The organism is Hydrogenophaga sp. (assembly GCF_050250835.1).
In the GTDB taxonomy this organism is placed as follows: domain Bacteria; phylum Pseudomonadota; class Gammaproteobacteria; order Burkholderiales; family Burkholderiaceae_C; genus Hydrogenophaga.
The window spans coordinates 113,350-133,461 of record NZ_JBFWNX010000004.1 but is presented as its reverse complement, the minus strand read 5'-3'; the positions used below and the strand labels follow the sequence as shown (position 1 = coordinate 133,461).

Sequence of the window (20,112 nt, the reverse complement as noted above, 5' to 3'; positions counted from 1 at the left end):
CGGGCCGTGGGAGCGGGCTGGACTCAGGCGATCTTGAATCGGGCCACCGACTGGCGCAGTTCCTCGGCCATGGCCGAGAGTTCGCGCACCTGCTGGGCCGTGGAGCGCGTGCCCTCGCCGGTCTGCTCGGTCACGGCGAAGATGTGCTGGATGTTGCCCGCCACTTCGTTGGCCGAATCGGCCTCGCGGGAGGTGGCGTTGGAGATCTGTTCAATGAGGTCGGCAAGGCGGCGCGACACACGGTCGATCTCGGAGAGGGCGGTACCCGCGTTGTCAGACAGCTTGGCCCCCTCGACCACGCCCTGCGTGGAGCGCTCCATGGCGGCCACCGCGTCCTGCGTGTCGGTCTGAATCGCCTTCACCAGCGCCGAAATCTGGCGCGTGGCATCGGCCGAACGCTCGGCCAGCCGCTGCACTTCTTCCGCCACCACCGAGAAGCCGCGACCGGCTTCACCGGCGGACGCGGCCTGGATGGCAGCGTTCAAGGCCAGCACGTTCGTCTGCTCGGTAATGTCGGAAATCAGTTCAGTGATTTCACCAATCTCCTGCGACGACTCGCCCAGACGCTTGATGCGCTTGGAGGTTTCCTGGATCTGGTCTCGGATGGCGTTCATGCCGCCGATGGCGTCCTGCACGGCCTGAAGACCGGACTCGGCCGCTTGCAGCGACGCACGCGCCACCGTGGCGGATTCCTGCGCCTGGCCTGAAACCTGGTTGATGCGCTGCGCCATGTCCAGCACCGACTGACCGGTTTCGCGAATTTCTCGAAGCTGCTCGGTGGAGGCCGCCAGCAGCTCGGTGGAGGTGCTCTCCACCGCCGAGGTGGTTTGCGCCACGCGCGTGGCCGTCGCCTGCACGTTGCCCACCAGCGATCGAAGTTCTTCCACCGTGTAGTTCACCGAGTCGGCGATGGCGCCGGTGATGTCCTCTGTCACGGTGGCTTCCTGCGTGAGATCACCTTCGGCCACCGTCTGCAATTCGTTCATGAGCCGCAAAATGGCCGCCTGGTTGGCGTCGTTGACGCGCTTGGCGTCCTGCTCCTGCGATTCCGCGGCCAGGCGCATGGATTCGGCGCTCATTTGTCGTTTGCGGCTGTCCTGCAGCTGCACGACGGCGAAGCCAATGGCGCACAACACGGCGAAGGCAGCCGAAAGCGCCAGCGCGATGAGTTCACCGCCGCCGAGACCGGAGCGCAAGGACAGGTCACCCTGCAGTTTCTGCAGGCCCAGACGAAGCGGTTCACTGTCGGCGATCACACCGGCCTGCGCTTCGCGCGCGGACACCAGGCCTTGCAGATTGCCCAGAATGGCGCCGGCCTCCACACGCGTTTCTTCGTAGAGCTTGAGCAGCGCCTCCAGGCGTTCACGCACCTGGGGATCTGAAGCGGCCCTCAAGCGCAATTCATCACTGCCTTTGAGAAGGCCTTCGCCAATTTCCTTGAACGTGTTCAAGTCCTTGCCCAGCAGAAACACCGCCTCGGGGCTCACGCCTTCCATGGTCAGGAATTCGTTGGCCGACTTGCCGATGCGCTGGGTCAGCATCACGAGCTGGCCGGAGGCCGAGATCTCGGCTGCGGGTGCGTTCTGCTGCAGCTTGAGCGAGGACACGGTCTCGGCAATTTCCAGCAGATCGGAAGACTGGCGGTTGATGGTGCGCAGCGCGGTGCCCACCTGCGTCAGGATGTTCTGCTGCGCCAGCACCGCCGAGGCATTGCGCTCAGCCTGGTCGATCTTGGGCAGCAATTCCTCCAGGTCACCGGCGTATGCCGGATTGAGGGCATCGAGCCCCAGCTCGGCATCGCCCTGCTTCAAGCCGCGCACCGTGCGTGCCATCACATCGGAGCTGTCGCGCACCTCGGGAAAGGCCGAGGCGCTGCCGATCATGGCCTGAGAAACACTCTTGGCCAGACGCTGAGATTGCATCAGAGCCTGACCGGTGGCGGCCACCTGCTTACCGACCTTGTCGGTCTGACTCAGTGCAAACAAGGTCACCGACCCCAGCACCACGAGCGCAAAGGTGAACAGCACAGCCAGCGAACGCTGGTGCTGCTCGGCCGTGCGCCGCCCCAGCAGTGGCAGCGACACCAGGCCGGCCTGGTTGGCGGCATCTTCATCGTCGTCTTCCACCATCGGATTGCCAACGAATGCGTCAGCCGAAGGATCTGGCGCGAGACGCGCCGCAGCCAGTTCGGCCACCTCCTGGTCGGTGGCTTGGGACAGATCGGGTTCGTCAACGGCATTCTTCTTGAAGAGTCCCTGGAATCGATCAAGCATGGCCATGTAAAAACCTTCCAACAGATAACAACGAAACGAAAATGCCCCAGGCGAGCCGGGAGTACAGGCCCTCAGGCCGCGATCGCCAGAAACTCGGGTTCGGTCACCAGCGCCTGCAGGTCGATCTCTTGCCAGGACTGACCTTGCAGATCCACCAGCGAGCGCGTGAAATAGCCGGGCGCATTCGCTGGAGCGTCGCCAACGGCGCTGAACATGGAGGGGTTGCGCAGACCCAGCAGGCGATCAATCCAGATCACGGCATTGATGCCAAGCGCCGCGTGCAGGCTCACCAGGCGCGACTCGGACGTCACGCGCTCGGTCTGGACTGCGCCTGGGACCTGTTCGGCGGCCACGCCCACGAGGCGCGCCAGGTCGATCACACCATGCAGGCCGCCGCGCAGACTGGCCACGCCGGCGTACCAGGGCTTGGTGTAGGGCACCCGGTGCACCGGGGACCAGGGAAAAATCTCACCGGACTGCACGAGTGGAAGCAGGTAACGCTTTCCTTCGGCTTCCACCGCCAGCCAGGTGGCGGTGACGGCTTCGGTCTTGGCGACCGTCAAACGCTGGGCCAATCGTTCCTGAAGTTCCTTGAGGGACTGACGTTTGGCCATGCTGTTCGTGAATCAGGTCTGTGCGGCAGTCAGCCGAGCGCCCGGATCTTGGACAGCAGCTCTTCCGCATTGACCGGCTTGGTGACGTAGTCGCGCGCGCCTTGGCGCATGCCCCAGACACGGTCGGTCTCCAGATTTTTGCTTGTGCACATGACGATGGGAATGCTCGAAAACTGCGGGTCCCGCGTGATGGCACGCGTGAGCTGAAAACCATTCTGACCGGGCATCACCACGTCCATCAGGATCAAGTCGGGCTTTTCCTCGCCGAGCCGACGAAAGGCCTCGTCGGCATTCTCAGCGGTGCGCACGGTGTAGCCGTTTTTTCCCAGCAGGTCCGACAGCACCATGAGTTCGGTCTTCGAATCGTCGACCACGAGAATCTTGCGGATGGGCATCACAATGCTCCGGTTAGGTTGGTGCCGAACTGCTGCACGGCCTGCAGCAACTGGTCTTTGGTGAAAGGTTTGGTGAGGTAGTCCTGCGAGCCCACCATGCGGCCCCTGGCCTTGTCGAAGACACCATCCTTGGACGAGAGCATCACGACAGGGATGTTGGCAAAGCGCAGGTTGCGCTTGATGATGGCGCAGGTCTGGTAGCCATCGAGGCGGGGCATGAGGATGTCGCAGAACACCAGGTCCGGCTGGTAGTCGTTGATCTTGGCCAGGGCATCGAAGCCATCGTCGGCCAGCAGGACTTCGTGCCCACCCTGCTTGAGGAAAATCTCGGCGCTTCGGCGAATGGTGTTGCTGTCGTCAACCACCAGGACTTTCAGGGCAGGTGTAGTGCTCACGATTCACTGGCTCCAGAGTGTGGGACAGATGGGACACGGGCCGGGTCGCATGCATCGACCGCGCCCGTCAAAAGACCATAAAGGGCGCCGATTGAAGGTCAGATTTGCACCATTTCGAAATCTTCCTTGCGGGCACCGCATTCAGGACAGGTCCAGTTCATCGGCACCTCGGCCCAGGGTGTGCCGGGTGCCACGCCGTGGTCCGGCGCGCCGGCTGCCTCGTCGTAAATCCACCCGCAAATCAGGCACATCCAAGTCTTGGTTTCGGTCATGGTTATAGGGGGCATTGTTCTAGAATGCAAGCATTGTATCGAGCCATGTGTACCGCTCCACAAGCCGTTTCGGCCGGCTGTCGCTCACGCTTGGCAACCGGCGTGATGCGATGCCCGGATGAGTGCCGCACTCCCTGACCCTTCCCCAAATTTCATGCCCGATACACCCGACGCTCCTGCCTCTTCCGTTGTCGAGGCGCCTGGCGAATCCTCTCTTCCCTGCGTGATGGTTTTCAACGCCAGCGACCCCAGTGGCGCGGGCGGACTCAGTGCCGACATCACAGCCATGTCCAGTGCATCGGCGCATGTGCTGCCCGTCGTTACCGGCGCCTATGTGCGCGACACCAGCGACATCCACGACCACTTCGCCTTCGACGAGGAAGCGGTGGCAGACCAGGCGCGCTGTGCGCTGGAAGACATGCCGGTGCAGGCCTTCAAGGTCGGTTTCGTCGGCAGCCCCGAGAACCTGAGCGCGGTCGCCGAGATCACCACCGACTACGCCGAAGTCCCTGTGATCACCTACATGCCCGACCTTTCCTGGTGGGACGAAGTGGCCATCGAAACTTACCTTGATGCCTGCGCGGAGCTGCTGCTGCCGCAGACCACGGTGTTGGTGGGCAACCACAGCACGCTGTGCCGCTGGTTGTTGCCCGAGTGGGAAGGTGACCGCCCGCCCAGCCCCCGCGAAGTGGCGCGCGCTGCCGCGGTGCACGGGGTGCCCTACACGCTGGTGACCGGCTTCAATGCCGCCGACCAGTACCTGGAGAGCCATCTGGCCACGCCCGAGACGGTGCTGGCTACCGCGCGCTATGAGCGCTTCGAGGCCACGTTCACCGGTGCGGGCGACACGCTCTCGGCCGCCTTGTGCGCGCTGATCGCGGGCGGCTCCGATCTGCAGACCGCCTGTGCCGAGGCGCTGACCTACCTGGACCAATGCCTGGATGCAGGCTTCCAGCCGGGCATGGGACATGCCGTGCCGGACCGCATGTTCTGGGCGCACGACGACGACAGCGAGGAAGACTCCGCCACCGACAGCACGCTCGACGCCGAGGACTTTCCGCTCGACACCACCAGACATTGAGCCCACGCATGACCACCATCGACCGCAACCAGCAGCTCTTCGACCGCGCCAAGGCCCTGATCCCGGGCGGCGTGAACTCGCCCGTGCGGGCGTTCCGTGCGGTCGGTGGCACGCCGCGCTTCGTTCAGCGCGCGCAGGGCGCCTACTTCTGGGACGCCAACGGTCAGCGCTACATTGACTACATCGGCTCGTGGGGACCCATGATCCTGGGCCACGGCCACCCTGCGGTGGTGGATGCCGTGCAGAAGGCGGCGCTGGAGGGTTTCTCCTTCGGCGCACCGACCGAACGCGAAGTGGAACTCGCCGAAACCATCATTGAACTCGTGCCCAGCATCGACATGGTGCGGCTGGTGAGCTCGGGCACCGAAGCGGGCATGAGTGCGATCCGCCTGGCGCGCGGTGCCACGGGGCGCAAGAAGATCATCAAGTTCGAGGGCTGCTACCACGGCCATGCCGACGCACTGCTGGTCAAGGCCGGCTCGGGGCTGGCCACATTTGGCAACCCCACCAGCGCCGGCGTGCCACCCGAGGTGGTGCAGCACACGCTGGTCCTCGAATACAACAACGTGGCACAACTCGAAGCGGCGTTCGCCGAGCATGGCCCCGACGTGGCCTGCCTGATCATCGAGCCCATCGCAGGCAACATGAATTTCGTGCGCGCCTCGGTACCGTTCATGAGACGCTGCCGTGAACTGTGCACCCAGCATGGCGCGCTGCTCGCCTTCGACGAGGTCATGACCGGTTTTCGCGTGGCGCTGGGCGGCGCGCAGAGCGTCTACGCGAAACTCATCCCCGGCTTCGAACCCGACATGACGGTGATGGGCAAGGTGATCGGTGGCGGGATGCCGCTGGCGGCCTTCGGTGCGAAGCGCGCGGTGATGGAGCAGCTCGCACCGCTGGGCGGCGTCTACCAGGCCGGCACGCTGTCGGGCAACCCGGTGGCCACCGCCTGTGGCCTGGCCACCCTGAAAGAGATCCGCAAGCCAGGCTTCTTCGAGGCGCTCTCGGCTTCCACGCGTTCATTGGTCGATGGTCTTCTGGGTGCCGCCGCTGCCGAGGGCGTGGCGCTGAGTGGCGACAGCGAGGGCGGCATGTTCGGCTTCTTCCTGTTTGACGAATTGCCGCAAAACTACGCCACGGTCATGACCACCGACGGCCCGCGCTTCAACGCGCTGTTCCACGGGCTGCTGGACCGCGGCGTCTACATCGCACCGGCCTTGTATGAAGCCGGCTTCGTGAGCGCTGCGCACACGGCGCAGGACATTGCCGACACCGTGAGCGCGGCGCGCGACATCTTCAAGAAGCTGTGACGCGCTGGCGCGCAGGCGCCTTCAGTGTCTGAAGTGGCGAACGCCGCTGTAGACCATCACCACGCCGCGCTCGTCCGCCGCGTCGATCACTTCCTGGTCTCGCATGCTGCCACCGGGCTGGATCACGCAGCTCGCACCGGCGTCCACCACCACGTCCAGACCGTCGCGGAACGGGAAGAAGGCGTCGCTTGCCACAGCGGTGCCCTGCAAGGACAGTTTGGCGTGACCCGCCTTGATGCTGGCGATGCGCGCCGAATCCAGGCGGCTCATCTGTCCGGCGCCTACGCCCATGGTCATGCCGTCCTTGCAGAACACGATGGCGTTGGACTTCACGTATTTGGCCACCTTCCAGGCGAACAGCAGGTCTTCGATCTGCTGCGCCGTGGGTTGCAGCTTGGTCACCACCTTCAGGTCGGTGCGGGCGAGTTCGTGGTTGTCGGCGGACTGGATCAACAGGCCCGAGCCGATGCGTTTGACGTCCTGCGCGTTGCGGCCCTGCTCCCATGCGGTGACGCCGCCGGGGGGCAGGTCGATCTGCAGCACGCGCACGTTGGCCTTGGCCTTGAAGACCTCCAGCGCCTCTGGCGTGTAGCCAGGCGCCATGAGCACTTCAACGAACTGCTTGCTGATCGCCTGCGCGCCAGCACCATCGAGCACGCGGTTGAGCGCGATGATGCCGCCGAAAGCACTGGTGGGATCGGTCTGGAATGCCTTGGCATAGGCCTCGGCCGCGTCCTTGCCCACGGCCACGCCACAGGGGTTGGCGTGCTTGACGATCACGCAGGCCGGCACCTCGAAGCTCTTGACACATTCCCAGGCGGCATCGGCGTCGGCGATGTTGTTGTAGCTAAGCTCCTTGCCCTGCAACTGCTTTGCGCTCACCAGCGAGCCGGGCGCGGGGTACAGGTCTCGGTAGAAGGCGGCGCTCTGGTGCGGGTTCTCGCCGTAGCGCAGGTCCTGCAGTTTGACGAAGCGACCGTTGGACTGGCCCGGAAATTCACTGCGCGCGGGCACGGTGGCGGCTTCATCGAACTCGATGCTGGAGAGGTAATCGCTGATGGCGCCGTCGTAGTTGCTGATGCGGTTGAACGCGGCGACCGACAGCGCAAAGCGCGTCTTGAGGCTGAGACGACCGCTGGCCTTGAGCTCCTCGACCACCACCGGGTACTGGGCGGCGTCGGTGAGCACCGCCACATCTTTCCAGTTCTTGGCGGCGCTGCGCACCATGGCCGGGCCACCGATGTCGATGTTCTCGATCGCGTCATCCAGCGTGCAACTGGCCTGGGCGACCGTGGCCTCGAAGGGATAGAGGTTGACGATGAGCAGGTCGATGGTGTCGATGCCGTGGGTCTTGAGCGCGGCCATGTGCTCGGGTAGATCGCGCCTCGCCAACAGGCCACCATGCACCTTGGGGTGCAAGGTTTTCACGCGGCCATCCAGCATTTCGGGAAAGCCGGTGACCTCGGCCACTTCGGTCACAGGAAGGCCTTGTTCTGCGAGCAGTTTCGCGGTGCCGCCGGTGGAAATGAGCGACACGCCCAGCCCATGCAGGGCCTGGGCGAGTTCGACGATGCCGGTCTTGTCGGATACGGAGATGAGTGCGCGCATAAAAGGTAATGAAGATAGTTAGGAATCCGTGGTCCATCCCGTCGAAGCACGAAATGTTTGGCGAGCCACAACCCTCATCGAGAAACACCGCGGAACGGGCTTTGCCAGGCCGCAGGTGTTGCTCCTTCAAGGGGGTCGCGCAAAGCGCGGCGGGGGTGTTTCAATCGATGAGCTTGTGTTCGAGCAGCTTCTTGCGCAACGTGTTGCGGTTCAGACCCAGCCACTGGGCAGCGCGCGACTGGTTGTGCTGCGCCTGTTCCATCACGACTTCGAGCAAGGGTTTCTCCACCGCCTTGACCAGCATTTCGTGCAGGTTGTCCGGATCGGTGCCATTGAGATCGCGGAAGAAGTCTTCCATACTGGCACGCACACACTCGTGAAGTTTGTTCTGTTTCATGCGGCCAGTTTCCAGTTGTCTCTCGGGGTGGCGCTGTGGTCGCTGGACCACTCGTCCAGGCTCTCGCTCACACACCGGAGTTGGGCCTCGACGGAGGTCGTGGCATTGACGCGTGAGCGGAACAGGGCGGCCGCGCCCGCAGGCAAGGGCAGCGACTGTGCGTACCAGCCCAGGTGCTTGCGCGCGCTGCGCACCCCGGTGTATTCGCCGTACAGGTCGTAGTGGTCGTGCAGGTGGTCGAGCAACCAGACGCGAACCTCGGCCAGCGCAGGCGGCGGCAGATGTTCGCCCGTGGCCAGGAAATGGGCGATCTCGCGGAAGATCCAGGGCCGGCCCTGGGCTGCGCGGCCGATCATGACGGCGTCGGCGCCGGTTTGCTGCAGCACCTCGCGCGCGCGTTCGGGGGAATCAATGTCGCCATTGGCCACCACCGGAATGCGCACGCGGCTCTTGATGTGCGCCACGGTGTCGTGCTCGGCCTGGCCTTTGTAGCCCTGCTCACGCGTGCGGCCATGCACGGTGAGCATGCGCACGCCAGCGGACTCTGCGGCCAGTGCGAGCGTGGGGGCGTTGCGCACGCTGGCGCACCAGCCGGTTCGCATCTTGAGCGTGACCGGCACGCGATGAGGCTCGCAGGCGTCCACCACGGCCTGCACGATCTCGATGGCCAGGGCCTCGTCCTGCATCAGCGCCGAACCGGCCCACTTGTTGCAAACCTTCTTGGCCGGGCAACCCATGTTGATGTCGATGATCTGCGCACCGCGGTCGATGTTGTAGCGTGCCGCGTCGGCCATCATCTGCGCGTCGGTGCCAGCGATCTGTACCGAGATCGGCGCGGCCTCGCCCTCGTGGTTGGCGCGGCGCGAAGTCTTGAGGCTGTCCTGCAGATCCGGCCGCGAGGTCACCATTTCGCTCACCGCATAACCCGCGCCCAGGCGCTTGCACAGCTTGCGGAACGGCCGGTCCGTCACGCCCGCCATCGGTGCGACAAACAGGGCATTGGGCAGGGTGAAAGCCCCGATTTGCATGGCGGTGGGAGAATCGGCGTCGAGCGGTTGAACGGCCGCGAGCCCTGCCCAGGCAGGGAGCGAGAGGAAAGCGATTGTATCTGCCTGTTTTTTCAGCAGACGATATCGCCCCGAACTTTTTTCCATCCACCTGCCCGACTCGATCGCGCCGGTCTTTCACCGCGCCACCGCCGTTGCTCATGCCCGCCTGGATGAACCACCTGATGGAACTGCTGTCGCTGCCCGAATACGGGCTGAGCACGGTGTTCGTGGTGGCTTTCGTCTCCGCCACATTGCTGCCCCTGGGCTCCGAACCCGCGGTGTTCGGCCTGATCAAGCTCAACCCCGACATGTTCTGGCCAGCCATCCTGGTGGCCACCGTGGGCAACACGCTGGGCGGCGCCGTGAGCTGGCTCATGGGCCTCTATACACACAAGGTGGTGGACCGCGCGCGCGGCAACCCGACCGAGCTGCGCGCATTGCGCTGGCTGGAACGTTTCGGCCCCAAAGCCTGCCTGATGAGCTGGTTGCCGGTGGTCGGCGACCCGCTGTGCGCCGTTGCCGGCTGGATGAAGTTTCCCTTCTGGCCCTGCCTGCTCTACATGGGCATCGGCAAGTTCGCCCGCTACCTCACCATGACAGCGGCGCTGTTGTGGTTCTTTCCTGGAACCATCCAACCATGAGCGCTGCCACCCCCGCCCTGCACCGAGCCCTGTGGGCACTGATGGTGGGCAACTTCGTGATCGGCACGGGCGTGATGGTGGTGCCAGGCACCCTCACCGACATCAGCACATCCCTGGGCGTGTCGATTCCGCAGGCCGGCCAGCTCATCACCGCTGCGGCCATCCTCATGGGCCTGGGTGCGCCAGCCTTTGCCAGCCTGGTGGCCGGCTGGGACCGGCGACGCCTGCTGGCCCTCTCGCTCATCTGGTATGGCTTGCTCACCGGGGCCTGCGCGCTCGCCCCCAGCTACGCAACGCTGTTGCCGCTGCGTGTGCTCGCGGTGATTGCGCCGGCCATCTTCACACCGCAGGCTGCAGCGAGCGTCGGCCTGCTGGTCTCGCCAGCGCAGCGAGGCCGCGCCATCACCTTCGTGTTCCTGGGCTGGTCGGTGGCATCGGTCATGGGCATGCCAATGGCGGCCTGGATCGGTGGCGAATTCGGCTGGCGCTGGGCCTTTGGCCTGGTGGCGCTGATGGCTTTTGCCAGCGGCTGGTGGGTCTGGCGCGAGATGCCCGACGGCATCAAGCCGGCCGCGCTGTCGCGCCAGTCGTGGCAGGACACGCTGGGCTCGGCGCCGCTGATGATGGCGGTGGGCGTCACCCTGCTCGGCGGCTTCGGGCAGTTTGTGCTGTTCTCCTACTTCGCGCCCTACTTCGCGCTGACGCTCGGGCTCGGCGGCGGCGGCCTGTCGCTGCTGTTTCTCTGGTTCGGCGCGTTCGGACTGCTGGGCAATGTGGTCATGTCGCGCTGGATCGACCGCATCGGCGCGCCGCGCGCGGTGCTGATCGCATTGGGCGCCATGGCCTTGAGCCTGCTGCTCTGGCCGCTGGGCCAGGCCGGGCTGTGGCAGCAGGCGCTGGTGCTGGTGCCCTGGGCGCTGGGCTGCTTCTCCATGAACTCCGCGCAGCAGGCGCGGCTGGTCCACATGTCGCCCGCGCTTGCACCGGCCACGGTGGCACTCAACAGCTCAGGCATCTATGGCGGGCAGGCGCTGGGTGCAGCGCTGGGCGGCGTGATGATCGCGCAAGGCCACATGCTCAGGCTCAACGAGGTGGGCCTCTGGGTGCTGCTTCTGGCCATGGCCCTGAGCGTGTGGGCCGGGCGCCTTCAGAAACGTTCTTGCGCGGCCAGGTAGCGCCACTGGCCTGCGGGCAGGCCGTCCAGCCCGATGCGCCCCAGGCGAAGTCGACGCACACCCGCCAGCTTCAAGCCAGCGCGCTCCGCCAGGAAGTCCACCTGGCCCGGCAGCGTGCCCTTGATCGCCAGGCGCAAACGCCGCTCGCTCTGCCAGCTGGCGCGCGCCGACGGCAGGCTGGTGCCTTCGAAAAACAGCAGCTTGCCCAGTGACTGCAACACCGCTTCGCGCCGAGCGGCGTCGTCGAGTTCGGGGTCGTTCTGCACCTCCACCAGCCACTCATGTTCGAGCGGCGATGAGCCGTCGGTGACCTTGCGCCGCACACCGGGGTTCTGCGTAAAGACCATCAGGCCGCTGGCCTCGGGTTCCAGCGGCGAGACCGGCAGCAAGCGGTGGCCATGGGCCTTGAGAGGGCGCACGCCAGAGCGGTCACCTTTGAAACGTGTGCCCGGGGCCAGCCAGCGGGCTGCCAGTTCGTCGGGCAGGAACTCCGCCTCAGGGACCGCCTGCCCAGCCGGCTTGTGCCAGATCAGCGTGATCGGCACCAGCGGCTCCAGGCGCGCCTTGGCATCGAGCGTCACGACCTGCGCGTCGTTCACGCGCGCCATGGGTTCTTCCACCACCGCGCCATCCACGCGCACAAAACCGCCGGCGATGTAGAGCTCGGCGTCGCGGCGCGAGCATGGCACTTGCGCCGCCAGGCGTTTGGCCAGGCGCTGGGGTTCGGATCGTTCGGATTGGTTCATGCCGTCGACTCTACGCTCTGAGTGGGCGCCTCCAGATACATGTACGCGGCGCAGTCCGACATGTCGCCCCAGGCCCTGCGAACGATCGGTTTGCCCAACTCCTTCACCAGCAAAGTGAGACGCGTTGCATGTGCTCCGCTGAGATTCTCGGCTCCGATGAGCACCGCCAGGCGCGGCTGGTTTGTGGTGGAAAAAGTTCTCTTCTGCATGGCGTTGGGTACCTGGTATCGAATCTTTATCGTCACCCATGATGAAAGGTGGCGATGGCCCGAACGGATGTAGCTGTACTCCGCGTCGCAGCATAGCGACGGAAAGTCAGTCTGAACGAGAGCTAGTTGCACGAGAGCTTAGAGAGCTCGCGATACGTGGGTCTGCCATTCCTTGCACAGTTTGCGAAATGAGCGGCTGTTGTCGAAAGCCTGATGCAAATCGAACTTCGCAGCGAACGCTGGCTGGTCGAGCATCTCCCGATACACGCCCCCCACCATGTGCTGCCTCATCCATCCCTTGGCATCGCGAGGCCTCTCTGCCTCCACTTGCACGTGGGCTTCTATAGAAAAACCTCTCGCACCCGAAAGCGACTGCGCAGCTGCAATGAACCAAGCTTCAAATTCGCGATTGGCCAGAACTATTGAGACCCGTCGATGCGGCACGAGTTGCCGAGCTCGTTTAAGAATTACGTCTCCGAGCCTCGCAGGACAGTCGTCGTCGGCATCGAGCAAGATTAGGATCCAACCGTTGTCCCCGCTTTTGGCCGCAGCCAACAGCAGCTGCTTGCGAAACTCGTCATCACGATTCAGGAAGCGGTCACGCCTCACGCGGATAGGCGGCAGGGCGTTGACCAGAGTCCCAGGCGTCTTTTCGGCGGCCAACCTTCTCAGCAAAATTGGCAAAGCTGACACCTCCCCATCGCCCTCCACGATGGACGCAATGGGAATCATGATCGGATTTCACTGAACAAGTCGATCTGAACTTCGCTTTGTCGGTCGAGCTCTTCCCGGTCAGGCGCCAATTGATTCATGCGCAACAGTTCGCCCGCCGAAAATAAGTGATCGCGCAGCACTTGGCGAGAGGCTTCATCCAGCGGAGCAATCTTGGTTTCTCCGCCCTCCGAAACAACGGCAAGAATGGCATTCACATCAATGCCTCTGTCATCCATCAGATCGGGGCTGTGGCTGGTTACGAGCACCTGAGTATGCCTGGCAGCTTCTACCAAAACCTCACGCAATGCGGCACTGGCCGCTGGATGCAGCGCGGTTTCAGGTTCTTCAATTCCTATCAAGGTGGGCGAATAGTCAACGTTGCTCTGCAAAAGCGCAGTCAGCACGCCCAGTGCGCGAAGGGTTCCATCCGACATGTTCTGTGCCAGAAATTTCCACGGATGCTTTGCTCCCGCCATGTCCTGGCGAAATTCCAGCGTTTCCATCGGCCCGATGGCTTTGCGCTCCATGCCATGCACCATCGGAACCACTGATTGAAGGTATTCCTTAATTGTGTTGACGCGTTCTGGCGCGACGCGCTCCAAGTGACCAATCACACTGGCGATGTTTTCACCTACGGGTTTGAGCAAACGACCATCCTGCGGTTTTTGAAGCTCACGCATCAACTTGGGGTTTAAGTTATAGAAACCCATGGCAGTCAATGCATCGAACACAGGCCTGAATGCGGTGAAGCCCGAAGCAGCCACCAAAGCAAGCCGGTCAGAGGTGATGGCGGGGAATGCAGATTCACTGCTATCAACAAGACGACCTTTCGCGACGCGAAAGAATGGGCCTTTGCCGATGCCGTCGATGACACACTTTTCGTGCTGCACCTCGTACCCGCCACTGGTCATGGATCCAACATCGAATGCGTACCACCCCTCTCGACCGTCCTTCAAGCGGAACTCGAGCCGAATACCAAAGTGGGTCGGATGGCCGCTGGAGCGTCTGCGGACCTCATTCAGGCCACCGCGTTCATTGATGGCGTGATCCAGGGAGCCCGTCAGCGCATCACGGACAAAGTGCAACGCATCCAGAAAGTTGCTTTTCCCCGCACCGTTCTGCCCAACCAGGTACGTCAGAGGCTGCAAACGAACATCGCAGTTGCCGATGCTCTTGTAGTTGCGCAGCACCACTCGCTGTATGAAGACGGTCTGAAACATGAGCTTTGCTTTTGAAGAAACGAAGGGCAAATGCAATGAAAGAGACTTACCACAATCAGAAATGCGACCTTATCCCACAAGTGAACGCCACTATTCGAGCCATCTTCCGGCAATCTCTAACGGGTCATCAGCTGCTGAACAGGAAGTTCATCACATCGCCGTCCTTGACGACGTAGTCTTTGCCTTCGGCGCGCATCTTGCCCGCGTCCTTGGCGCCCTGCTCGCCCTTGTAGGCGATGTAGTCGTCAAAACCGATGGTCTGGGCCCGGATGTAGCCCTTCTCGAAATCGGTGTGGATCACGCCCGCAGCCTGCGGGCCGGTGTCGCCTACGTGGATGGTCCAGGCGCGCACCTCTTTCACGCCAGCGGTGAAATAGGTCTGCAGGCCGAGCAACTGGTAGGCAGCGCGGATCAGGCGGTTCAGGCCGGGCTCGCTCTGCCCCAGTTCCTTGAGGAATTCCAGGCGGTCGGCATCGTCCATCTCGGAGAGTTCGGCCTCGATCTTGGCGCAGATGGCCACCACCGGCGCGTTCTGTTTTTCAGCAAAGGCCCGCAGGCGATCCAGGAAGGGATTGTTCTCGAAGCCGTCCTCGGACACGTTGGCCACGAACATGGCCGGCTTGGCCGTGATGAGGAAGAACTGCTTGAGCTGGGCACGCTCTTCCTTGCTGAAGTCGATGGTGCGCACCGGCTGGGTGTCGTTGAGCGCAACCTGGCATTTCTCCAGGATGGCGAGCTGCTTGATGGACTCCTTGTCGCCCGAGCGCGCGGTCTTGCTCACACGGTGGATGGCTTTCTCCACCGAGGCCAGGTCGGCCAGGCACAGTTCGGTCTGGATCACTTCGATGTCGGCGATGGGATCGACCTTGTTGGCCACGTGGATCACGTTCGGGTCTTCGAAGCAGCGCACCACGTTGACGATGGCGTCGGTCTCGCGGATGTGGGCCAGAAACTTGTTGCCCAGGCCTTCGCCGGTGCTCGCTCCAGCCACCAGGCCGGCGATGTCCACAAACTCCACGATGGCCGGCACCACGCGCTCGGGCTGCACAATTTCGGCGAGCTGCTGCAGGCGCGGGTCGGGCACCTCCACCACACCGGTGTTGGGCTCGATGGTGCAGAAGGGGTAGTTCTCGGCCGCGATGCCGGCTTTGGTGAGGGCGTTGAAAAGGGTGGACTTGCCGACGTTGGGCAGGCCCACGATGCCGCATTGGAGACTCATGGAAGGGCTTTCGGGTTCTCGGGGAAACCCGCGATTTTACGGGGGTGCCCCAGCCTGGTCGAACTTCCAGTCGCCAGTGACCTTCTGGCCCACGCGCAGCATCTGCCCGTCGCCCTCGATCACGATGGCATTCATGCCGAAGGTCACTGCGCCGTTCAGGCGCGGGTCCTGGCGGTAGACCTGCAGCGCGTCGCTGACGGCGGGGCTGGAGGTCGCGGTGTCCGGGTCGACATTGGGAATGGGGCAGCGTGCGCAGGGCTTGACGGTCTCGATCACCGCCACGCGGTCGTCACCGGTGTGAATTCGCAAGGGACCGACACGGTCCTCGTCGTGCGCCTCCACCCCGCGCAGCACGAGATTGGGCCGGAAGCGCCGCATGTCCACCGGCGGCTCACCAGCGGCCACCAGCCGCTCGTTGAGGCCGGCCATGGAAGCGGTGCTGGTCACGAGGAGCGCAAAACCGTCGGCAAACTGGGTGCCGGCCTCGCGGCCGTCGAGCCAGCGCGGGCTGCTGGGGCGGCGCACCTCGGGGTCGAAACGCGCCAGGCGCAGTTGTTTCAAGCCTTCGGGGGCGTCGGCGCCCAGGAAATCGCTGAACCACTGGGCGGCCAGATCGCCCATGTCGCAGGCTTGTACTTCGTCGTCCCACACGCGCACTTTCAAAGGTCCCTCAGCGGCATTCAGCTCCAGGTGCAGGGCCAGCATGCCCGGCGCGCGCAGCACGAGTTGCCCCATCTTGAAGGCGGGCTGGATCAGCGCCATGCGGGGCAGCTCGCGCTGGCTCACGAATTCGCCCTGGGCGTCCACCACCATCCAGGCGCGGTCAAAGAGCAGTCCGGTGTCGGTCAGTTCGCTCTCGTCCACCTTCACGCCGGCGCAGGATTTCACCGGGTAGATCCAGAGCTGGTCGATGGTGGCCTGCACGTCGGCGGCAGAGTTGGTCATGGCTTGGGTCGTGATGGGGAGGTGCTGAAGGCGACAGGCGGGCGCGGGGCCTGGTCGGGTGAGAAGGCCCGGATTGTGCCCTGCTCCTAGAATCGCTGCATGAATTCCACTGCCTCCAGCTCCGGCTCGACCCGGCGTTTTGACGTCGCCATACGGGGGGCCGGCGTGGTGGGCCAGGCCCTGGCGCTGCTGCTGGCGCGCGACCGCCTGCGCGTGGCGCTGATCGGCTCGACCCGCGCCGAAGCGGGCCAGGCCGACGTGCGGGCCTACGCCCTCAATGCCGCTTCGCGCGAACTGCTGCGCTCGGTGCGCGCCTGGCCCGAAGCCGGCCCGCCGGAGGTGCGCACGCCGCCCATCACGCCAGTGACGAGCATGCAGGTCTGGGGCGACGATGGCGGCGAGTTGCGCTTTTCGGCCGCCGACCAGGGCTCGGACGCCCTGACCTGGATCGTGGACGTACCGGCGCTGGAGCAGCGCCTGAATGATGCGGTGAGCTTTCAGGGCAGCATTGAACGCATGAGCGAGGCGCCGATTGCTGCGCTCACCGTGATATGCGAAGGCAAGCGCAGCCAGACGCGGGCGGAACTCGGGCTCGAGTTCGACGTGCGCCCCTACCCGCACAAGGCGCTCGCCGCGCGGTTGCGCTGCGAACAGCCGCACGGCGGCACCGCCCGGCAGTGGTTTGCCGATGGCGAGGTGATGGCCTTGCTGCCGCTGGGCGGCGAGGATGGGAACTCCGTGGCGCTGGTGTGGTCTGTTCCAGCACAGCAGGCTGACACCTGGCTGCAAGCCGACCCCGAGACCTTCACCCAGGCCGTGCAGGCGCGCAGCGCCCAAGCACTGGGCCACATGCACATGGAAAGCCCCGCTCAGGCCTGGCCCCTCGAACTCTCTCGCGCGCAGCGCTGGATCGCCCGCACCCCCCAAGGAGGCGTGGCGCTGGCTGGCGACGCGGCGCACGCCATGCATCCGCTGGCCGGCCAGGGGCTCAATGTGGGCCTGGCCGACGTGGCCGAGCTCGCGCGCGTGCTGCAGCAGCGAGAGTACTGGCGCGAACTGGGCGACCTCCGGTTGCTGCGCCGCTACGAGCGCGCACGCGCCGCCGAGGTGGGCACCATGGGCTGGGTCACGGACCACCTGTTTGGCCTTTTCTCGCACGACGACACGCGCGTGCAGGCCCTGCGCAACTGGGGCCTTTCGGGCTTCGACCGCAGTGGCCCGCTCAAGCGCTGGATCGCCCGCCAGGCCATGGGCCGGACGGGCGCCTGAGCACACAACCCTTTCCAGACCCTTCCCGATCAGCCCCACACGGCACACGATGAAACTCCTCAAGACCCTCCTGATCGCGGCGTTTGCCGCCCTGTCCCTGAGCGCCCAGGCGCAGGAGGCCGCGATTCGCAAGAACCTGGCCGAGCGCCTGCCCAATCTGCCCGCCATCGAGGAAGTCACCAAGACGCCTTTCCCCGGTGTGTGGGAGGTGCGCCTGGCTGGCAACCGCCTGCTCTACTCCGACAACAGCGGCAACTACATCTTCCAGGGCGCACTCATTGACACGCGCAACCGGATCAACCTCACCGAGGTGCGCGTCGAGCAGCTCACCGCCATCGACTACAAGGACCTGCCCCTGAAGGATTCCTTCAAGCTGGTCAAAGGCAAGGGCACGCGACAGATCGCCGTGTTCGAAGACCCGAACTGCAGCTATTGCAAACGCCTGCACCGCGAGCTTGCCAAAATCGACGACGTCACGGTCCATGTGTTCCTCATTCCCGTACTGGGCGACGACTCGGTCGACAAGACGCAACGCATCTGGTGCGCCAGGGACAAGGCCAAAACCTACACGAGCTGGATGCTGAACAACCAGCCACCCGAAGCCGCCAGTTGTGACACCACCGCCATCGAGCGCAACAGCAAACTGGCCAGTGAACACGGAATCAACGGCACCCCGACGCTGTTTTTCACCAACGACAAGCGGGTACCAGGTTTCATCCCGGCCGAACGCATTGAAGCGATGCTCAAGGAAGCCAAGCCGTGACGACATCGCGACGCCGCGCACCCACCTCTCGCGCCGCCGTGCGCTACACCATCTCCGTCCTCAGCGCCCACGCCCACCTCTTCGCCATCACCTTGCGGGTGACACGGCCGGCGAAAAACCAGCGCGTGAGTCTGCCGGTCTGGATCCCGGGCAGCTACCTCGTGCGGGAGTTCTCGCAGCACCTGCAGAATCTGCGCGCCTGGCAGGGCGGCCAGCCAGCGGTGCTCAAGCAGCTCGACAAGCACCGCTGGCAGGTGGCCTGCGAGGCTGATGAGCCTCTGGAACTTCGGTACGAGGTGTACGCCTTCGACGCTTCGGTGCGCACGGCCTTCCTCGACACCACGCGTGGCTTCTTCAACGCCACCAGCCTGTGCCTGCAAGTGCTGGGACAGGAAGACCAGCCACATGCGCTGGAGATCGAGACCGCAGCGTCCATGGCCGGCTGGCAAGTGGCTACGGCCCTCTCGCCGCAGCACGTGGACGCCGACGGTTTCGGCCAGTACCGGGCGAGGGACTACGACGAACTGGCCGACTGCCCGGTGGAGATGGGTACGTTCTGGAGCGGCCGTTTCAAGGCCGCTGGTGTGGAGCACCGCTTCGTGGTGAGTGGCGCCGGCGAATGGATGGATGGTGCGCGCCTGCTGGAAGACGTCCGCCGCGTGTGCGAAACCCAGATCGCCTTCTGGCATGGTCGCCACGCAGAGAAGCCCCCTTTCGACCACTATGTGTTCATGCTGTACGCCAGCGGCGACGGCTACGGCGGCCTGGAGCACCGCAACTCCACCGCCCTGATCTGCCAGCGCAGCGACCTGCCGCGCCAGCGAGCGCCCGGCGAAAAACCGGCCGCCCTGAAAGCCACCGACGGCTACACGACGCTGCTGGGCCTCATCAGCCACGAGTACTTCCACACCTGGAACGTCAAGCGCCTGCGCCCGGCAGAGTTTGCACGCTACGACTACAGCGCCGAGAACCACACCGAGCTGCTCTGGTTCTTCGAGGGCTTCACCAGCTATTACGACGACCTGATGCTGCGCCGCGCCGGCTTGATCGACGAAGCCGCCTACCTGCAGTTGGTGGCCAAAACACTCAACCAGGTGCGCCAGACGCCCGGTCGCCTGGTGCAGACCGTGGCCCAGGCCAGCTTCGACGCCTGGGTGAAGTACTACCGCGTGGGCGAGAACACGCCCAACGCCACCGTGAGCTACTACACCAAGGGCGCGCTCGTCGCCCTGTGTCTGGACCTGACCCTGCGCGCCGAGGGCCACAGCTCGCTTGACGCCGTGATGCGCGAACTCTGGCAACGATGCAAAGGCGGTCCGATGCGAGAAGCGGACCTTCTGCGCGTCTTGAAACGCCTGGGCAGGCGGAGTTTCGACGGCGAGATCGCCGCCTGGGTGCACAGCACCGCCGAACTGCCCCTGCCCTCGCTGCTGCAGGAGGCCGGCGCGAAGGTGACGCACGAGAAGGCGCCCCTGGCCCAGCAGCTCGGCCTGCGCGTGGCGGAGTCGCATGGCAGCGTGGTGCTCAAGAACGTGCTGCGCGGCGGGGCGGCCGAAGCCGCCGGCATGGCGCCGGGCGACGAGTGGCTGGCCATCGAACTGCCCGCCGCCAGGCGTGGCGCCATTCCCGAAGCCTGGCGCATCCACAAGCTCGACGATGTGGCCGAACTTCGGGGCCATCGGTCCAGCCTGATTGCACTCGTCGCGCGCGACCGGCGGGTGCTGCGTTGCGCGCTGGGATGGCCGACCGAATCGCAGACTGTGCGCCTGGCCGTGGGTGATGCAGCGCGCCTGGCGCCTTGGCTCCAGGCCTGAGCG

Annotated in this window: 20 protein-coding genes; 7 read left to right on the top strand and 13 right to left on the bottom strand. The window is 64.5% G+C overall.

The genetic code is table 11. From position 1 onward, the window contains the following. Window positions 1–23: 23 nt before the first annotated feature. From AB7F11_RS07300 to AB7F11_RS07280, 5 genes are all read right to left on the bottom strand, one after another. Window positions 24–2,279: a methyl-accepting chemotaxis protein gene (locus AB7F11_RS07300; protein ID WP_428288004.1), complete on the bottom strand. Its 2,256-nt coding sequence runs from the start codon at window positions 2,277–2,279 to the stop codon at window positions 24–26. A 65-nt stretch (window positions 2,280–2,344) separates the two neighbouring features. Continuing rightward, entirely contained in the window at window positions 2,345–2,887 is a 543-nt protein-coding gene (locus AB7F11_RS07295) for a chemotaxis protein CheW (protein WP_428288003.1), read from the bottom strand. A 29-nt stretch (window positions 2,888–2,916) separates the two neighbouring features. After that, window positions 2,917–3,282, bottom strand: a complete 366-nt coding sequence (locus AB7F11_RS07290; protein WP_086125331.1) for a response regulator — start codon at window positions 3,280–3,282, stop codon at window positions 2,917–2,919. Beyond that, window positions 3,282–3,677: a response regulator gene (locus AB7F11_RS07285; RefSeq protein WP_428288002.1), complete on the bottom strand. Its 396-nt coding sequence runs from the start codon at window positions 3,675–3,677 to the stop codon at window positions 3,282–3,284. Before AB7F11_RS07285 ends, AB7F11_RS07290 begins: the two co-directional genes overlap by 1 nt. Window positions 3,678–3,775: 98 nt before the next feature. Continuing rightward, entirely contained in the window at window positions 3,776–3,949 is a 174-nt protein-coding gene (locus AB7F11_RS07280; RefSeq protein WP_428288001.1) for a rubredoxin, read from the bottom strand. A 154-nt stretch (window positions 3,950–4,103) separates the two neighbouring features. Here AB7F11_RS07280 and thiD point away from each other — a divergent pair, with 154 nt between their 5' ends. Together thiD and hemL are read left to right on the top strand one after the other, a co-directional pair. Then, window positions 4,104–5,030: a bifunctional hydroxymethylpyrimidine kinase/phosphomethylpyrimidine kinase gene (thiD, locus tag AB7F11_RS07275; protein ID WP_428288000.1), complete on the top strand. Its 927-nt coding sequence runs from the start codon at window positions 4,104–4,106 to the stop codon at window positions 5,028–5,030. Window positions 5,031–5,038: 8 nt separating this feature from the next. After that, window positions 5,039–6,340: a glutamate-1-semialdehyde 2,1-aminomutase gene (gene hemL / locus AB7F11_RS07270; protein ID WP_428287999.1), complete on the top strand. Its 1,302-nt coding sequence runs from the start codon at window positions 5,039–5,041 to the stop codon at window positions 6,338–6,340. 21 nt (window positions 6,341–6,361) lie between these two features. Here the strand turns inward: hemL and purH are convergent, their stop codons facing one another. From purH to dusB, 3 genes are all read right to left on the bottom strand, one after another. Further along, complete coding sequence (gene purH / locus AB7F11_RS07265; protein WP_428287998.1) at window positions 6,362–7,948, bottom strand: bifunctional phosphoribosylaminoimidazolecarboxamide formyltransferase/IMP cyclohydrolase; 1,587 nt, start codon at window positions 7,946–7,948, stop codon at window positions 6,362–6,364. A 160-nt stretch (window positions 7,949–8,108) separates the two neighbouring features. Next, window positions 8,109–8,345 carry a helix-turn-helix domain-containing protein gene (locus AB7F11_RS07260; RefSeq protein ID WP_428287997.1) on the bottom strand — a complete coding sequence of 79 codons (237 nt, stop codon included), beginning with the start codon at window positions 8,343–8,345 and terminating at the stop codon, window positions 8,109–8,111. Further along, a complete protein-coding gene (gene dusB / locus AB7F11_RS07255; RefSeq protein ID WP_428287996.1) occupies window positions 8,342–9,373 on the bottom strand; it encodes a tRNA dihydrouridine synthase DusB in 1,032 nt (343 codons plus the stop codon). Before dusB ends, AB7F11_RS07260 begins: the two co-directional genes overlap by 4 nt. 191 nt (window positions 9,374–9,564) lie before the next feature. Between dusB and AB7F11_RS07250 the strand changes: the two genes are divergently transcribed. Then, window positions 9,565–10,035, top strand: coding sequence for a YqaA family protein (locus tag AB7F11_RS07250; protein ID WP_428299876.1), 471 nt, complete (start codon window positions 9,565–9,567; stop codon window positions 10,033–10,035). Beyond that, on the top strand, window positions 10,032–11,210 hold the full coding sequence (locus tag AB7F11_RS07245; RefSeq protein ID WP_428287994.1) for an MFS transporter: 1,179 nt from the start codon (window positions 10,032–10,034) through the stop codon (window positions 11,208–11,210). The genes AB7F11_RS07250 and AB7F11_RS07245 overlap by 4 nt, the downstream gene beginning before the upstream one ends. Here AB7F11_RS07245 and AB7F11_RS07240 read toward each other — a convergent pair. From AB7F11_RS07240 to AB7F11_RS07220, 5 genes are all read right to left on the bottom strand, one after another. Beyond that, entirely contained in the window at window positions 11,183–11,956 is a 774-nt protein-coding gene (locus AB7F11_RS07240; protein WP_428287993.1) for an RNA pseudouridine synthase, read from the bottom strand. The two genes, AB7F11_RS07245 and AB7F11_RS07240, sit on opposite strands and share 28 nt — an antisense overlap. Before the next feature lie 347 nt (window positions 11,957–12,303). Next, entirely contained in the window at window positions 12,304–12,897 is a 594-nt protein-coding gene (locus tag AB7F11_RS07235) for a DUF4276 family protein (protein WP_428287992.1), read from the bottom strand. Continuing rightward, on the bottom strand, window positions 12,894–14,099 hold the full coding sequence (locus AB7F11_RS07230) for an AAA family ATPase (protein WP_428287991.1): 1,206 nt from the start codon (window positions 14,097–14,099) through the stop codon (window positions 12,894–12,896). Before AB7F11_RS07230 ends, AB7F11_RS07235 begins: the two co-directional genes overlap by 4 nt. 127 nt (window positions 14,100–14,226) lie before the next feature. Beyond that, entirely contained in the window at window positions 14,227–15,318 is a 1,092-nt protein-coding gene (gene ychF, locus AB7F11_RS07225) for a redox-regulated ATPase YchF (protein ID WP_428287990.1), read from the bottom strand. 36 nt (window positions 15,319–15,354) lie between these two features. Then, window positions 15,355–16,263 carry an MOSC domain-containing protein gene (locus AB7F11_RS07220; protein ID WP_428287989.1) on the bottom strand — a complete coding sequence of 303 codons (909 nt, stop codon included), beginning with the start codon at window positions 16,261–16,263 and terminating at the stop codon, window positions 15,355–15,357. Between the two features lie 99 nt (window positions 16,264–16,362). On the opposite strand from AB7F11_RS07220, the gene AB7F11_RS07215 reads away from it, so the two are divergent. From AB7F11_RS07215 to AB7F11_RS07205, 3 genes are read left to right on the top strand one after another with little or no spacing between them, the layout of a single operon-like run. Next, complete coding sequence (locus AB7F11_RS07215) at window positions 16,363–17,532, top strand: FAD-dependent monooxygenase (protein WP_428287988.1); 1,170 nt, start codon at window positions 16,363–16,365, stop codon at window positions 17,530–17,532. A 49-nt stretch (window positions 17,533–17,581) separates the two neighbouring features. After that, entirely contained in the window at window positions 17,582–18,295 is a 714-nt protein-coding gene (locus tag AB7F11_RS07210; RefSeq protein WP_428287987.1) for a DsbC family protein, read from the top strand. After that, complete coding sequence (locus AB7F11_RS07205) at window positions 18,292–20,109, top strand: M61 family metallopeptidase (RefSeq protein WP_428287986.1); 1,818 nt, start codon at window positions 18,292–18,294, stop codon at window positions 20,107–20,109. The genes AB7F11_RS07210 and AB7F11_RS07205 overlap by 4 nt, the downstream gene beginning before the upstream one ends. The last annotated feature ends 3 nt before the right edge of the window (window positions 20,110–20,112 follow it).